Consider the following 15847-nt stretch of genomic DNA (forward strand, 5'->3'; position numbering starts at 1 on the left):
GGAGTTTTGTCATGGCTGATCAGCAGCAAGGCAAGCGCAGTAACAGCCGGGTCATTGCCTGGTGCATGGCCGGTGTGGTGGGCATGTTCGCGTTTGGGTTTGCCCTGGTTCCCTTGTACGACGTGTTCTGTGACATCACCGGAATAAACGGCAAAACCAGTGGCCGCTACGAAGCAGGCAGTAGTGAACAGGTGGATCAGAATCGGACAGTCACCGTTCAGTTTCTGGCCAGTAACGGCCCTGGTATGAGTTGGGAATTCCGGCCGGTGGTGCGCAGTGTGAAGGTGCATCCCGGAGAGCCGATGACGGTGAATTTCTTCGCGGCCAACCCTACCGAACGTGACATGGTCGGGCAGGCAGTGCCCAGCCTGTCGCCCTCGGAAGGCACCTTGTATTTCCACAAAACGGAGTGCTTCTGTTTTAACCAGCAGCCACTGCAAGCGGGGGAAAGCGTGGAGATGCCGCTGGTTTTCATCGTGGACCCGGAGCTGCCGGAACACATTACCAAACTGACGTTGTCTTACACCCTGTACGATCAGGGTAAGCCTGTGGAAGTTTCTGGCCCGGCAGCGGCAGACACAATAACCAACAATAACGGCTAAGCCATCGGAGAGAACTATGGCGGATCACCAGACCTACTACGTTCCCGAACAGAGTAAGTGGCCCATTGTCGCCACCGTTGGCCTTGGGGTTACCCTCTACGGTGCCGCATCCATCATGGTCAATGGCAATCAGGGTGAAAGCACCACCGGTTCTTGGGTGATGTTCTGGATTGGCGCACTGATTATGGCCTACATGCTGTTCGGTTGGTTCGGCAGTGTGATTCGGGAAAGCCGGGCCGGCTTGTACAGCGAACAGATGGACCGTTCGTTCCGCTGGGGCATGAGTTGGTTCATTTTTTCCGAGGTGATGTTCTTTGCCGCCTTTTTCGGGGCACTGTTCTACGTGCGGGTGTTTGTGGTGCCCTGGTTGGGCGGCGAGGGTGACAAAGGCAGTACCAACATGCTGTGGGAAGGTTTTCAGGCCAGTTGGCCACTGGTCAATAACCCCGATCCTCAGGCGTACCAAGGCCCCAAAGAGGTCGTTGGCCCTTGGGGCTTGCCACTGCTGAATACTATCTTGTTGGTGGCATCCTCCTTCACCGTCACCATTGCCCATCATGCGTTGAAAGCCAGCAATCGCGCCAAGGTGAAATTGTGGCTGGGGCTGACGCTGGTGCTGGCGGTCGTATTTTTGTTCGTTCAGGGTTATGAGTACGCCCACGCCTACAGCGACCTGGACCTGACTCTGCAGTCGGGCATCTACGGCAGCACCTTCTTCATGCTGACCGGGTTCCACGGCGCCCATGTGTTGCTGGGTACCATCATGCTGACCATTATGCTGATTCGGATTGCCAAAGGGCATTTCACCGCCGACAACCATTTTGGTTTTGAGGCGGCCGCCTGGTATTGGCATTTTGTGGATGTGGTTTGGTTAGGGTTGTTCGTATTTGTTTACGTACTTTGAGCGCCGGAGTTGATTACGGTGTCGGGTTGAGGGTAATCGATCCGGACCAGAGCGCGATCACCAGCAGGACGAGCAACATCACACTCAAGGCAACCCGAACCGCCAGGGAATTCACCACCCGCCGGGTTTTGCCGCCGTCGTGGATCAGGAAAAACAGACCGCTGAACAAGCTCACGATGACGGCGAACAGCAGTACGACGATGGCAATTTTAAGCATGGGGCATCCCGTTGTTATTGATTGTCTTGGCAGTGGCCGAAGTGATTCCGCTTCTTGCCTTCTCTTCACTATAGCAAAGCATGGGTAGGCCGTTTTGATGGATCGCCGATGGCATTTTGATTGGCGTCTGCTGATTTTTAGCGGCTTACTTTTGCCACTTCTTTTGAGCTTGGGCGTCTGGCAACTGGACCGCGCTGGTGAAAAGCAAACCCTGCTGCAAGCTTGGCAACAGCGAGCCAACGACACGCCTTGGGCAAGCGTGGTTACAGGCGATCTGCAGCCGGGGTTGCCGGTCTACCTCACGGGGTTTTACGACAAGCAAAGCTGGTTGTTGGATAACCGTACCCGGGATGGCGTACCCGGTTACGAGGTGCTGACTCTGTTCCGGCCCCTTGAAGGCCCCCCGGTAGTGGTTAATCGAGGTTGGATACAGGGCACTCGAACCCGGGATACCTTGCCGGCGATTGAAACCCCGAATGAACTCCTGACCTTGGAAGGCCGCTTGGCTGAGTATCCGGAACCGCCGGTTCTGGCCGAGGTAAAATCATCCGGGACCGGCTGGCCGCGACGAGTGCAAGCGTTGCCGAAAACCGATGTTGCCGAATTCGTGCGTGAGCCGGCGCCGATGACCGTTATGCTTTCGGACCCCAAACAGCCCGGAGCCTACCGGGCCGACCGGGTTCCGGATGTGATGGGGCCACAAACTCATTATGGATATGCCGTGCAATGGTTTGCGCTTGCGGCAGTGCTGACTATATTGACTGTAGTAGCGAGTTATAGGCGTAGCGAGACATAAAACAACAAAGAAAGACTGAAAGGCAGGAGCCGACAATGACAACGACAACGGCTGACTCCATGAGTGGTCGCGAAACCGCGAGCCCGGAACAGATTCGGCGTGGCCGGCGCACGGCGATCCTTCTGTTTGCCGTGGGCTTTGGGCCTATGGTGCTGGCGACCATCATGTTCTACACCGGTTGGCTGAACCCGGCAGGACACACCAATAATGGTGAACTTTTGCAGCCGGTTGTGCCGGTAAAGGCTTTGAATCTCGAAACCCGCACCGGTGAGCCGCTGGTTGATCGCTTCGGTGCGGATCAGGTCGATCCCCAATGGCTGATGCTGGTTGCAGCGGGCAATTGCACCGAAGAATGCGAGCAATTGTTGTACTTGGCGCGACAGGTCAATATCGCCCTCGGCAAAGAGGCTCCGCGAGTCAGCCGTGCTGCCTGGTTGGGTACAACGCCCGCAGCGTTGGATGTGCGCTGGGCTCAGGATTATCAGCGCATGGAACGGCTAACGTTAATGCCAGGCACAACACCGGCCTGGCCGGATGGCGTTAATCCTGACGCAGAGCCTCGTATCCTGCTGGTTGATCCGTTTGGCAATGTCATGATGCATTACGGCACCGAGCACACCGGCAAACAGATGCTCAAAGACATCAAGCAACTGCTGAAGCTATCGCAGATTGGCTAACCGGGAGGGCGATGCGGTGAACCAGACTTCAACAGACGTCTTGGCCCGAAAGCTGGCGATTTGGTCAACATTTGCCTGTGTATTGGCGGTAGTGGTTATCATGCTGGGTGCCTGGACGCGATTGGTTCATGCCGGCCTTGGCTGCCCGGATTGGCCCGGTTGTTATGGTTTTTTAACCGTGCCCCAAGGCGAAACCAACATCGCGATCGCGAATGCCCGCTTCCCTGATACCCCGGTAGATGTCGCTAAAGGTTGGCCAGAAATGATCCATCGATACGCCGCCGGTACCCTGGGGCTGGTGGTTTTCGGGTTGGCCATTGCTGCCATTCGCCATCGTCGTGAACACATACCATTGCGCTTGCCGTTGTTCATTGCGGGCTTCATCGTGTTGCAAGGCGCTTTTGGCATGTGGACGGTCACGCTGAAGCTATGGCCACAAGTGGTGGCCCTGCATCTGTTGGGTGGCTTTACCACGCTCAGCCTGCTGCTCCTGCTGACGTTAAGGCTACGCAAGTGTGCCGGTATTCAGACATTATCGGCAGGGCGGGTGGCGTCAAGCCTCAGCAAGATGCGCCCTTGGCTCTATGGCGGTTTGATATTGGTTGTCCTGCAAATCGGGCTTGGTGCCTGGACAGCCGCCAATTACGCGGCGGTCGCCTGTACGGATTTGCCAACTTGTCAGGGCCAGTGGTGGCCGGACGGGATGGATTTTCAGCACGGATTCGATATTGCGCAGCAGGTCGGGCCGAATTACCTGGGCGGGCAACTGACGGATGACGGTCGTGTTGCCATCCATGTTACCCATCGTCTGGGCGCTGTGGTTGTGCTGTTCTACCTCGGTCTGATGCTGCTACGGCTCTGGCGACAACGGAGTGGCAGTGGGCTGGACCACAGCATCTTGCTAGTGGCGTGCGTACTGGCGATGCAGTTCAGTCTGGGCCTGGCCAACGTCTGGTTTCATATTCCGCTCGGCATTGCCGTGGCTCATAACGCCATGGGCGCCGGGTTACTGCTGTCGATGATCAATCTGATTTGGCGGCATTCTCAACTACCGCACTCGAAAACAGCGACAGCATCCCACACAACAACCATAACTCGGGAGGTAACGGCATGAGCGAAAACGTGAAAGCACTGCCGGTGCAAGAATCGACAGGCTCAACAACACATATCTCATGGCGGGATTATCTGGAACTCACCAAGCCACGGGTGGTGGCGTTGATGATTCTGACCTCTTTGATCGGTATGTTGCTGGCAGCACCGGGGGTGCCGGGCTGGGGCGTACTGTTGTTCGGCAACCTCGGCATCGCTTTTCTGGCCGGTGCCGCGGCCGTGGTCAATCACGTAGTGGATCAGAAAATCGATACCGTAATGGCCCGAACCCGAAAGCGCCCGGTCGCGACCGGCCGCATAGCGCCCTTCGATGCCCTTCTGTTTGCCGTGGTGCTGGCCGCCGTCGGGATGATTGTGTTGATGTGGCAAGTGAATGAGCTTACGGCCTGGCTCACACTGGCGTCGTTGGTCGGCTATGCAGGCATTTATACCCTGTTCCTGAAGCGCGCAACGCCGCAGAACATAACCATCGGCGGCCTTGCCGGGGCGATGCCACCCCTGCTCGGTTGGACCGCGGTCACCGGTCAGGTGGAAGGCCATGCGCTGCTTTTGGTACTGATTATATTTGCCTGGACTCCACCCCACTTCTGGGCTCTGGCCATTCACCGTAAAGAAGAATATGCGAAAGCGGGCATCCCGATGTTGCCAGTCACCCATGGCAACAAATACACCGAACTGCACATCGTGCTGTATACCGTCATGCTGTTGGTGGTCAGCCTGCTGCCTTTTGCCACCGGCATGTCCGGAGGCATATATCTGGCGGGGGCTCTGGCCTTAGGTTTGCGGTTCCTGCAATATGCCATTCGCTTGCTGAAAGGCGATGACCGCCGGGTTGCCATGGATACCTTTAAATACTCCATCGTGTATCTGATGGCGCTGTTTGTGGTGCTGCTGGTGGATCACTTCGTTTTTTTCTGAACAGTGGGCATGACACTCATTTGACAGGGAGGCCCTATGGGGCGTTCGCTACGGATTACGCTGATTGCGTTGTTTTTGATCGTTGCACTGATTTTTGGCCTGACCTTGGGGCGGCAGGTGTTTCTGGCGAACAGTGAGCCCACGCCGGCGCCAGACCTGAGTGAATACAACACCTACGTTTACGAGCAACCCCGTGAGCTGGTGGAATTTACCCTGACGGATGAACAGGGGAATACCGTGACCCGGGAAGACTTGAAAGGCCGGTGGAGCTTTGTGTTTGTCGGTTACACCAACTGCCCGGATATCTGCCCTGCGGCCATGGCGAACCTGCGGCAAACCGACAAATTGTTGCCTGCGGAGCTGCCGCAGCCGGATTACCTGCTGGTGACCGCAGATCCGGAACACGACACCCCGGAAAAACTGAAAGCCTATACCGGCTTCTTTGGTGAACATTTTCACGGCCTGACCGGTGAACTGGATACGCTCAGGGCGCTGGCGAAAAGCCTGAGTGCGGTCTTCGTACACCGTGAAGTGGACGGTCAGCTGCTGGTGGACCACAGCGGTCATTTTGCGTTGTTAAATCCGGATGGCAAGCTTCAGGCTCTGATTCAGCCCCCGCACAACCCGCAAGAACTAGCGGAAGCGTTTGAACGAATCTACAGCTGGGCCAAGGAAAATCACCCCAGAGCAGCGGGCGCCTGATCCCGTGTGTCCAAGGTCTGACTGACAAACCCCATCGTCTGCCATACACTGCCCGGCTGTAACTTTTTAATGCTTAGCCGGGTAGTATCCATGACATCCTCAAGTGTTTCTCCCAAACAGCTGTTCACTGTCCTGTTGGCTGGTGGGCTCGTGTTGTTGGTGGTGCATACCTTGGGCCGGTTTATTTATACCCCGTTAATGCCCTACCTGGTGGCGGACGATCAGATAAACGCCTCCCAAGGTGCTGCCATCGCGACATGGAATTATCTGGGTTACCTGATGGGAGCCATGTTGGCGATACGCTGGCACCGGATCGACCAGATCCGCTTCCTGTTACCTTTGTTCATGCTGGTGCATGTCATCACGACCCTGATCATGACCCAAACCGATGATCTCACGCTGATGTCGGTGGTTCGCTGGCTCAATGGGGTGGCCAACGGCGTGATCTTCGTACAGGCCCCGGCCCTGATTCTGGAATGGTTGGTTCTACGAAACCGCGCGTCTCTGAGCGGGCTGGTGTATATCGGTGTGGGTACAGGGCTGCTGGTATCCAGCGGGTTGGTGACCGGCCCCGCCGATTTTCTTGACGGTGCGCAGCGCTGGTGGCCTGCCCTGTTGGTATCTATCCCGTTGGGCTGGTGGGGCGTTGTGCAACTGCGAAAGCTTGATGTGCCCGTTCGCGACCAAGACGATTCCGGCAAAGCCATCACCACCACGCCGTTGCTGGATCGCGCCAGTGTGCCGCTGTTCCTGAGTTACGCCGGCGCCGGTCTGGGATACATCCTGCCCATGACCTTTTTGCCGCTGCTGGCGAACCTTGAATTGCCGGCCGACCATTTCCTGCAAGACGGCACCTGGATGCTGGTGGCCATCGTGACCATTCCTTCGCCGTGGCTCTGGAACAAACTCGGTGCCGTTATGGGTGATCTCCGAGCGTTAAGACTGAATTTTATCATCCAGTTGGCGGGCGTACTGGCCGCAGTCGTATGGCCGGGCGCCGTTGGTTTGGTGTTGTGCGCGGTGCTGGTGGGTAGCACCTTTGTTGGGACGGTTCTGCTCACTCAAAGAACCGGCCGAGCGTTGCACCCGCACCAAGGGCCAAGGCTGTCGGCTGCGATGGTGGCGCTCTATGGTTTTACCCAAATGGTCGGCCCCTGGTTAACCAAGCAGTGGCTGGATGCCGGTGGCACGCTGTTGTCGGCATTCGGTATTGGTGTGGCGGCGCTGGCCTTTGGCTTGGTGTTCGCGTTCTTTGTGCCTCGTCCGGAGGTTTGGCATTCTCGGTCTTGAGTCTGGCGTAGCCAACTCAACCGTTGTTCAACCATGGTAATCTTTAAACATATCTCATCGTTCTGCAGGGTGTGGGAGGGGTTTTGAATTTTGGGTCGAACAAAGGTGTCTGAGCGAAGCGAGTTCTTTTTCGGCCCAAAATTCAAAACCCCTCCCGCACCACCCCCAAACAAAAAGGCTAAACCCAACAACGCCCCATGCTCCCAATAGAAACCATACTCCCAGAGCTAACCCAGTCCCTGACCCAAAGCACCACAGCGTTGCTACAAGCCCCCCCAGGAGCCGGTAAAACCACCCGAGTGCCCTTGGCTCTGTTGGATGCACCATGGCGGGATGACCGGAAAATCCTGATGCTGGAACCCCGGCGGTTGGCGGCCAGATCGGCGGCACGGTATATGGCGAAACAGTTGGGAGAAGCCCCGGGGCAAACGGTCGGCTACCGGACCCGGCTGGATACCAAGGTTTCTGCGAACACCAAGATTGAAGTGGTCACCGAAGGCATTCTGACGCGCCTGATTCAGAACGACCCCATGCTGGAAGACTACGCCGCTGTGTTGTTTGATGAATTTCATGAGCGTTCCCTGCAAGCCGATCTGGGCTTGGCATTGGTGCGGGAAACCCAGCAGGCGTTGCGGGAAGATCTGCGGATACTGGTGATGTCGGCGACTCTGGATACCGCGCCAATCGCCAAAGTGCTGGGCGATGTGCCGGTGATCAGCAGCGAAGGCCGGGCGTTTCCGGTGGAGGTGATGTACCGACCTCTGCCTCGCAATGGCCGGGTGGTGGATCAGGTGGTTGAAGTGGTGCAGGAAACCATGGCCGAGCAGACCGGTTCGGTGCTGGTGTTTTTGCCGGGGGCCGGGGAAATTCGGCGGGCTGCACAGCAATTGCAGGGGCAGTTACCCGCCAATGTTCTGCTTGCTCCGCTCTACGGCAATTTGAAATCCGAGGAACAGGACCGCGCCATATCGCCTGCCCCCGAGGGCTCGCGCAAGATTGTGTTGGCCACCGCCATTGCCGAAACCAGTCTGACCATTGAAGGCGTGCGGGTGGTGATCGATGCTGGCCAGCAGCGCCGGGCGGTTTTTAACCCGAACAGCGGTATGACGCGCTTAGTGACTGGCCGGGTCTCGAAAGCGTCAGCGGAACAACGTAAAGGCCGGGCCGGTCGTATCGAGCCCGGTGTGTGCTACCGGCTGTGGAGCGAATCCGAACAGTTCGGGCTGGCGGATTTTACCCCGCCAGAGATTCAAGAAGCCGATCTGGCCCCTTTGGTGTTGGAGTTGGCCCAATGGGGTGCCCGTTCGCCCGAGCAGGTGGCGTGGATCGACGCACCACCCGTCGCTCACTGGCAGCAGGCTGTGACTTTGTTGCAGTGGCTGGAATTGCTGGATGCCGATGGTGCCATTACGGACCACGGCAAGGCCGCGCGAGCGTTGGGTATGCACCCACGGTTGGCGCACATGGTGCTCAGGGGGCGCGATCTCGGGCTCGGGCAATTGGCGGCTGAATTGGCCGCGCTGCTGGAAGAGCGGGATTTGTTGGGCCCCGGTTCAGGGGCAGACCTGCATGAACGCATTCGGGTATTACACGGCGAAAGCGGTCATCGCGGGCTAGATGTGGCGCGGTTAAACGCGATCAAACAAGCCGTAAAACGCCTTTGTCGAGGAGAAAACACAACCGGATTGCCATCCGAAACTGATGTTGGCCGGGTGTTGGCTCAGGCCTACCCGGATCGCATTGCCCGCCGCCGGCCGGGCAGCACGCCCCGTTACCAGCTGAGCAACGGCAAAGGTGCGATATTACGGGAAGACGACGCCTTGGCGCGGCAAGAATGGCTGGTCGCTGCCGATCTGGACGGCAAAGCCCGGGAAGCCACCATATACCTGGCGGCACCGGTCGATCTTGCTGACCTGGAGCAGGATCTCGCGGCTCACATCGAGGATCGGGAAGAAGCCCTGTGGGATGATAAACGGGGCACCGTCGTGGCGCGACACGTGCGTAAACTGGGTTCTCTGGTGTTGGCTGAGAAGTCGCTGGCTCAGGTCGCGCCGGAGATGCTTCAGCAAGGGTTGTTGGACGCGGTGCGTCGTAAAGGCTTGGATAGCCTGCCCTGGACTCCGGCAGCGCGGCAATGGTGTGCGCGAGTGCGGTTGTTGGCAGAGGAGTATCCCGGTGAATGGCCAGAGGTCAGCGATGCTGCGTTGCTGGACACCGTGGAAATCTGGCTGGCCCCTTATCTATCAGGCATGAAACGCTGGTCCGATTTGTCCGGCCTCAATCTGGTTCAGGCGCTGAATACCCTGCTGGATTATCCGCAACAGCAGCGGTTGGAAGAACTTGCTCCGCGCGCACTGACCATTCCCACCGGCCAGAACGTGACCCTGGATTACAGCGCTGACAACGGTCCCGTGCTGGCGGCCAAACTGCAGGCGTTATTTGGCTGGACGGAAACCCCGAAAGTCGCCGGGGGGCGGGTGCCGGTGGTTATTCATCTGCTATCACCCGCCCAGAGGCCCTTGGCCGTTACCGCAGATCTGGCGAGTTTCTGGCGTAACGCCTACCCCGAGGTACGTAAGGATACTCGTGGGCGATACCCCAAGCATCCCTGGCCGGAAGACCCGCTGACCGCACAAGCGCAGCAAGGCACCAAGAAGCGCCCTGTCAGGTAAAACCTGGCCGCTTGCTTCGGTCAGGAAGCGCGTGCCGGAGTGTTGCTACGGGCAGGCAGAATGATCGGTATATCTGCGCATTTGTAGTGCTTCAGGAAAAGCCTGATGATCGCGACATCAAGGGGGTGCTGCAGCCGTGCTGCGGTGCCTTTTTTTATGTCTGCTTTCCCTATGGAGGGATGCACCACTGATGATCGACGCAGCCAACGCAACTATTGCGGATTACTACGACACCGACACCTTTCAGCGTATCAAAGCATTTTCAGACACCAAGGAAACGCCATTTGTGGTGATTGATACTGCCACTATTGATCGTCAGTACGACGAATTGGTGGAAGGTTTTCCTTATGCAAAGGTCTACTACGCCGTAAAAGCGAACCCGGCCCCGCAGATTTTGACGCTGTTGAAGGACAAGGGTGCCAACTTCGATATCGCATCGGTGTACGAGTTGGAAAAAGTCATGGCGTTGGGTGTCACCGGCGATCGCATCAGTTTTGGCAACACCATCAAGAAAGCCCGTGACGTGCGGACCTTCTATGAAAAAGGTGTGCGCATGTTTGCCACGGATTCCGAGGCGGATTTGCGCAACATCGCCAAAGCGGCGCCGGGCTCGAAGGTGTACGTGCGCATTCTGACGGAAGGCACGCTCACCGCAGACTGGCCGTTATCGCGCAAGTTTGGTTGCCAAACCGACATGGCCATGGATTTGTTGATCCTGGCTCGTGATCTGGGGTTGGTGCCTTACGGTGTGTCGTTCCATGTGGGCTCGCAACAGCGTGAAATCGGTGCCTGGGATGCCGCGTTGAGCAAAGTGAAAGTCATCTTTGAGCGCCTGAAGGAAGAAGACGGCATTGAGTTGAAGATGATCAACATGGGCGGTGGGTTTCCGGCCAACTACATCAGCCGGACCAACGAGCTGAGTGTCTATGCCCGGGAGATTGCCCGCTTCCTTGAGGAAGACTTCGGAGCGGAGCTGCCAGAAATCATCATTGAACCCGGCCGATCCCTGATCTCCAATGCCGGAGTGTTGGTGAGTGAAGTGGTGCTGATCTCCCGTAAATCACGTACCGCGTTGCACCGCTGGGTGTTTACCGATGTGGGTAAGTTTTCGGGTTTGATCGAAACGCTGGATGAAGCCATCAAGTTCCCGATCTGGACAGAGAAAGAGGGTGAGGGAGAAGACTGCGTGATCGCGGGGCCAACCTGTGACAGTGCCGACATCATGTACGAGCACCACAAGTACCCGTTGCCGTTAAACCTGGCCATCGGCGACCGGATGTATTGGTTGTCTACCGGCGCCTATACCACCACCTACAGTGCGGTAGAGTTCAACGGCTTCCCTCCGTTGAAAGATTACTACATCTAAACGGCGTGGATGTCTGGCCGGGGTTGGCTGTCAGAGCTGCCCCAGTCAAGCCAGGTTCGCCTGAGGTCAGGTGCGGTTCAGTTGTAACCGGAAGGCGATGGGCAATACCAATACGCCGTAGCCGAGAATCACCCACACCGCATGGCGGATATCGCCGGTCCAGTCTGCCAGTACCCCGCCCAGCATCGGCACGGAAAACGCCAGCGTGTAGCCGACCAGAAACGTGCCGGCAGAGAGCCGCCCGGTTTCTTCCGAGGACACCAGCAGGGGTGGTAAGGCCACCAGAAGAATCAGCAAGATACCCGCAAAAAAGCTCATGAAAGTGGCGCTGATGATCGACGCCCAGCCGGAAAGCAGAAGTGCACCGAGGGTGCCGCTGATGCTCAGAATGCCCATGATGATAATCAAGCTACGGAGCCCAACCCATCGTCGCGCCATCTTCAGCATCACCAGAGAGGCGAACACTTGTGCGAAGTTGTACCAGAACAGGGCATCCGGGAGCAGGTCGAAGTTGCCTTGCTGTTCCAGCAGGTTGCCCATATAAGCGTTCAGCCCGAAGAAAGACGAGCCGGACAGCCCTAGCAACAAACCCAAACGAAGCGTCAGCGGGTTTTTCCAATCCGGAAGCCAGGCAGTTTTGCGGACCGGTCGCGCCAGATCCCGCTTGGGAAGAAACAGCGCCGCGGCGACCAATAGCGCGGGTAGCGACCAGGCCAACAGTGTTGCGCGCCAGCTGTTTTCCAGCAAAGGCATCAGTACCGGCAGGGTAATACCGGCCCCGATAAACTCGCCCATCAGCATGCCATTCATATAAATAGCGGAACCGATGGCCAGATGATGCGGTTCAAGCCAACGGGGCAGCAGTGCCGGTAAGGCGGGCTGCATCATGGCGACGCCCAGTCCCATGATGGCACTGGCGATCATCAGCGTCAGGGTATCGGGCACTAAGCCCCGGCCCGCCGAGCCAATCACCATGATCAACATGGCCAGCGCCAGAGTGTTGCGCGGGCCTATGCGAGAAATGGCAAGCGACCCGGGCATAGCGCCAATGGCGAGCATCAGAATAGGTAGAGTCGTCAGTGCGCCGGTGAGCGCTTGAGTCAGGCCCAGTTCGTCACTGATGAACGGTGCCAGTGGCGGTGCCACCAACACAGGTATTCTTAGATAAACACCGGCTAACCAAAGCAACACCGCCACCGGCAGCAGCTTGGCTGGCGATGGCGATGTGTTCGCGGCGAAATTGCTTGCCACGGCGTGCGAATCAGTCTTCGCTGGTGTCGGGCAGGTAGGCACCGTCTTCGTCGTGAACTTCCTGACCGGTCACAGGCGGGTTGAAGGCGCAAATCAAGCGCATATCTTCAGTGCCGCCGCGCAGGGTGTGCTGGTCGTGCTGGTCGAGTGCGTACAAGGTGCCGTCGGTGATTTCGTGGGTTTCACCGGTGGCCTTGTCAGTAATGGTGCCATTACCGGCTACGCAGTAAACCGCTTCCAGGTGATGCTTGTACCACAGGTTCAATTCGGCACCGGCCGGAATGATGGTTTCGTGAAAAGAGAAACCCATGCCGTCTTTTTTCAGAAGCATGCGGCGGCTGGTCCAGCCCGGACCGGTTACTTCGCGCTCGGTACCAATAATGTCTTGCACTCGTACGATTTTCATTCACATTCCTCATTGTGTGATGGAATAGCCTTACAGTATAAACATGCCGGTCAGCCGCGATTCAACCGCCAGTTGTCATAGGCGGCCATGGCCTGACCAATCGCCTGAGCCAGATTTTGCTGTTGGCTGGGACTTAGCGGCCGCTGTTTTCGGCACCGGTCGAGTGCCCGTTGAATCTCGCGTTGGCTGGCTTTGTCGAGCTGTTCCAGCCAATGCTGATCGGCCGGCTCCAGTGCCAGCAAATCGCGCCCTGCGTGGTTTCGGTGGCTGATGTGCCACCAGTGATCGACGGCCCGGCCGAGAATGACGTAACCAAACTGGCTGTCCTGAACCGGGCCGAAGGTGGCGGATTGCAGCCCGTTTTGCAGAGGGCCGATATTAAGTGCCGGCAGCAGCAAGCGGTCGCCGTAGAAATAACTGCCCGCTGCGCCGATCAGCCCGCCCAAGAGCGCACCCGTGCCCAGTGACGAGCCAAAGGTCACCGCATCTATGCCCGCACCGCCCATCGCGCCGGCTCCGAATCCGGCCGTGGCCAGATATTTTTTGCTGACTGCCCAGTGTCGGCGGGTATCTTCCGAAAACAGGTCGTGCTGATTGGCCCATTCCAGTTCCGCTTCCTGACGGGTGATGCGCTGATGCTGATACAAATGCTCTATGTCGATGCGCAGCGACTGCTCGCGCCGGCGTTGGCGTTTGTACCAGCGCTCTCTCAGGGTGTCTGCGAGCGTGGCTTCGCTGGTGCTGGCCAGCTGGTCCAGCGTCAGAGTGCGTTTCTCCTGATAGCCCATCAAATCTTCCAGTGCCCGGGCGATCAGGCTCGCGGCCTGTTGCTGGCGTTGGCTGCGTTGCTCGGCCAGTCGCTGGGTGGCTTCCTCCAGAGGTTGTTCCCAGTCGGGCTCCAGTTGGCCGAAGGTTCGTAAAAGGCTGAGATGTTGCTCGAACGGGGCGCGAACCGCGTCGAACTTGCGTACAACCTGAAAGAATTGTCCAAGCGCTGCCTGCCATACATCGCTGTAGTCATCGGGGCCAATACTGTTGATCAAAGCCAGGCTCGGGCGACCGGTCCAGCGCAGGATGGTCATTTCAGCTTCGTGTTCGGCACTGTAAGGCACCGAACCATCAACCACGTAGATAATGCCGGCGCCTTCGATGATGGGGGTCAGCAACTCGCATTCATCCACGTAGCGTTCGTCGCCTTTATGTTGAAGCACAAAGGCACGTACGGTGTCAGGGTGGTCCGAGGCTGACAAGCTGTGGGCTTGCAGCCATTGCAGAACGCGCCTCGGGCGCTGGAAACCGGGGGTGTCGGTCAGGGTATAGAGCTGCCGGCCATCGACGGTGAGCGGGTAGCGCTGGCTGGCCCGGGTAGTGCCGGGTTCGAGTGCGATGGCGATGGCGTCGTTCTGGGACAGGGTCGCGACGACGCTGGATTTGCCTTTGTTTGGATGGCCAACAACCGCGAAGACGGGAGGGTGGGTCATAACGCTGAGGCTCCCGTGATCTGGTAGGGCGTATCCGGCGAGGGTGGCAACAGGGCAACGCTGGCAAAACTTTCGGGCAGTCTTTCGGTAAAGCGCAACCATGGCTGAATGAGTGCCTGCTTCGGCGACTGGTTGGCATCATTCGCCAAGGGCAGGATCATAACCCGGGTGCCGGTAGGCCACTGCTCGAACGCCTGCTCCAGAAAATCGTGTAACTCCCCGGTTGGCGGCTCCCAGCTGCGGGTAACCAGAATCACCGCCGGTGAGGTTTCTTGGTTGAGGTTCTTGGCCAAAGTTGCCAGTACCTGATCGTCTTCGGCCAGAGTGGCACGGCCGCCGGCTTTCAGTATCTGGCTGTCCTGCATGGTTAGCTGCTGGGGCAGCTCCGGCTCGCCGGCGCCGGCCCAGCATATCAGATAACGGGTGTCACACAGTTCGTTGGTGCTGGCTTGAGTGCGGACATCCGGCAGGTCGTCAGCGTCGTTGTGCTGGTTGCCGGTGTCGAGGGTCGGGGTTTCCATCCGGTACAGCAGCGCCTGCATACCCGGGTGGCTTTGCAGCAGCCGGCTCGCTTTTCGGGCCGTCAGCCAGTGACTGAGCGCCAAAAATACCATTCTTGGAAGCATTACCCAGGTCACCCAGAGCATGACCACAAACGGCCACCACTGGCCCCATTGCCCGGGTGCAGTGGTCTGGTTCATCGGGGCCGCCCGGAAGAAACGGGTTGCTTCAACAAGCTCGTGGGACGGTACCGCGGCTGGCCACAACAGCGCCCACGGCGCGGCAATGGACTGAATCAAACGGTGGTAGCCCCCGGCGGCGGCATTGAGGGTGGTGCTCCAGCCAAACGCCAAATCCTGAATAACGAGCAAAATCAGCAACGTGAGCAAACCAGTGAGTGCAAAAAAAACACCTCCGGTGTGCCCTGCACGAGCCATCAGCATCGGTTGCAGGGGCGTCAGTGCGCTTCCCGGAGGTGGCAGGTTGAGACGCTTGGACAGCCTGCGCCAGGGCTGCCAGCCCATGAGTGATTGCGCGGTGGTGGCCAGTGCAAACAATAATTGTAAGAGAACGAATGCCAGCAACACCGTGATATTAATGCGCTGGCCACCGTCGTAGAACAGCAAACCGGCCATGGTGAGCACGCCGAACAACGCACCGGCGGCGGCAAACCCGCTGTTGATGCGTCGCCACTGTCGCAATACTTTGTGCCCGGCTTGATCGTCGCTGCCGGGGCCACTGAGCCGCCGCATGTGCTCAAGCCAGCGCGCGGGGGTCGGGCTGACTCCCTGCTGTTCGCAATCGAGCGCAAAGCGGCGATCCCGGCGATGAAGAAACGCCGGGGATTGGTCCCTGTCCCGCTGGAAGCGGCTATCAACGTCCAGCAACAGACGGAGGGGGTTCTGGCTCATGCAGCGTCCTGATAAATTCGATCGGATTTGCTTTCCTGCTAGG

General features: G+C 58.1%; 15 protein-coding genes. 10 read left to right on the forward strand and 5 right to left on the reverse strand.

What is annotated here, in order from left to right:
• The first annotated feature begins 11 nt into the window (after nt 1-11).
• Both Q9245_RS08995 and Q9245_RS09000 read left to right on the forward strand, forming a co-directional pair.
• The gene (locus Q9245_RS08995; RefSeq protein WP_305896807.1) at nt 12-602 is read left to right on the forward strand and encodes a cytochrome c oxidase assembly protein; all 591 of its coding nucleotides are present in this window, start codon (nt 12-14) and stop codon (nt 600-602) included.
• 16 nt (nt 603-618) lie between these two features.
• On the forward strand, nt 619-1506 hold the full coding sequence (locus Q9245_RS09000) for a cytochrome c oxidase subunit 3 (protein ID WP_305896808.1): 888 nt from the start codon (nt 619-621) through the stop codon (nt 1504-1506).
• 13 nt (nt 1507-1519) lie between these two features.
• Here Q9245_RS09000 and Q9245_RS09005 read toward each other — a convergent pair whose 3' ends face one another.
• On the reverse strand, nt 1520-1723 hold the full coding sequence (locus Q9245_RS09005) for a twin transmembrane helix small protein (protein WP_305896809.1): 204 nt from the start codon (nt 1721-1723) through the stop codon (nt 1520-1522).
• A 97-nt stretch (nt 1724-1820) separates the two neighbouring features.
• Here Q9245_RS09005 and Q9245_RS09010 point away from each other — a divergent pair, with 97 nt between their 5' ends.
• The 8 genes from Q9245_RS09010 to Q9245_RS09045 all read left to right on the forward strand — a co-directional run bounded on the left by Q9245_RS09010 (nt 1821) and on the right by Q9245_RS09045 (nt 11254).
• Nucleotides 1821-2519: an SURF1 family protein gene (locus Q9245_RS09010; protein ID WP_305896810.1), complete on the forward strand. Its 699-nt coding sequence runs from the start codon at nt 1821-1823 to the stop codon at nt 2517-2519.
• A 35-nt stretch (nt 2520-2554) separates the two neighbouring features.
• Complete coding sequence (locus Q9245_RS09015) at nt 2555-3196, forward strand: hypothetical protein (RefSeq protein ID WP_305896811.1); 642 nt, start codon at nt 2555-2557, stop codon at nt 3194-3196.
• A gap of 16 nt (nt 3197-3212) precedes the next feature.
• A complete protein-coding gene (locus tag Q9245_RS09020) occupies nt 3213-4310 on the forward strand; it encodes a heme A synthase (protein WP_305896812.1) in 1098 nt (365 codons plus the stop codon).
• Nucleotides 4307-5224 (forward strand): heme o synthase, encoded by a 918-nt coding sequence (gene cyoE / locus Q9245_RS09025; protein WP_305896813.1) that lies wholly within the window; start codon nt 4307-4309, stop codon nt 5222-5224. The genes Q9245_RS09020 and cyoE overlap by 4 nt, the downstream gene beginning before the upstream one ends.
• A 36-nt stretch (nt 5225-5260) precedes the next feature.
• Nucleotides 5261-5926 carry an SCO family protein gene (locus Q9245_RS09030; RefSeq protein WP_305896814.1) on the forward strand — a complete coding sequence of 222 codons (666 nt, stop codon included), beginning with the start codon at nt 5261-5263 and terminating at the stop codon, nt 5924-5926.
• A 90-nt stretch (nt 5927-6016) separates the two neighbouring features.
• A complete protein-coding gene (locus Q9245_RS09035; RefSeq protein ID WP_305896815.1) occupies nt 6017-7216 on the forward strand; it encodes a YbfB/YjiJ family MFS transporter in 1200 nt (399 codons plus the stop codon).
• Nucleotides 7217-7413: 197 nt separating this feature from the next.
• Nucleotides 7414-9888 carry an ATP-dependent helicase HrpB gene (gene hrpB / locus Q9245_RS09040; RefSeq protein ID WP_305896816.1) on the forward strand — a complete coding sequence of 825 codons (2475 nt, stop codon included), beginning with the start codon at nt 7414-7416 and terminating at the stop codon, nt 9886-9888.
• Nucleotides 9889-10078: 190 nt separating this feature from the next.
• On the forward strand, nt 10079-11254 hold the full coding sequence (locus Q9245_RS09045) for a type III PLP-dependent enzyme (RefSeq protein ID WP_305896817.1): 1176 nt from the start codon (nt 10079-10081) through the stop codon (nt 11252-11254).
• 66 nt (nt 11255-11320) lie between these two features.
• Here the strand turns inward: Q9245_RS09045 and Q9245_RS09050 are convergent, their stop codons facing one another.
• The 4 genes from Q9245_RS09050 to Q9245_RS09065 are packed head-to-tail and all read right to left on the reverse strand — an operon-like array spanning nt 11321 to nt 15804.
• Nucleotides 11321-12505, reverse strand: coding sequence for a CynX/NimT family MFS transporter (locus Q9245_RS09050; protein ID WP_305896818.1), 1185 nt, complete (start codon nt 12503-12505; stop codon nt 11321-11323).
• Nucleotides 12506-12515: 10 nt separating this feature from the next.
• Complete coding sequence (locus tag Q9245_RS09055) at nt 12516-12911, reverse strand: ectoine synthase (protein ID WP_114335060.1); 396 nt, start codon at nt 12909-12911, stop codon at nt 12516-12518.
• A gap of 50 nt (nt 12912-12961) precedes the next feature.
• Nucleotides 12962-14392 carry a DUF3482 domain-containing protein gene (locus tag Q9245_RS09060; RefSeq protein ID WP_305896819.1) on the reverse strand — a complete coding sequence of 477 codons (1431 nt, stop codon included), beginning with the start codon at nt 14390-14392 and terminating at the stop codon, nt 12962-12964.
• Nucleotides 14389-15804: a DUF2868 domain-containing protein gene (locus Q9245_RS09065; RefSeq protein WP_305896820.1), complete on the reverse strand. Its 1416-nt coding sequence runs from the start codon at nt 15802-15804 to the stop codon at nt 14389-14391. The genes Q9245_RS09060 and Q9245_RS09065 overlap by 4 nt, the downstream gene beginning before the upstream one ends.
• Nucleotides 15805-15847: the final 43 nt, after the last annotated feature.

The sequence above is a fragment of the Marinobacter sp. MDS2 genome, from assembly GCF_030718085.1.
Taxonomy (GTDB): Bacteria; Pseudomonadota; Gammaproteobacteria; order Pseudomonadales; family Oleiphilaceae; genus Marinobacter.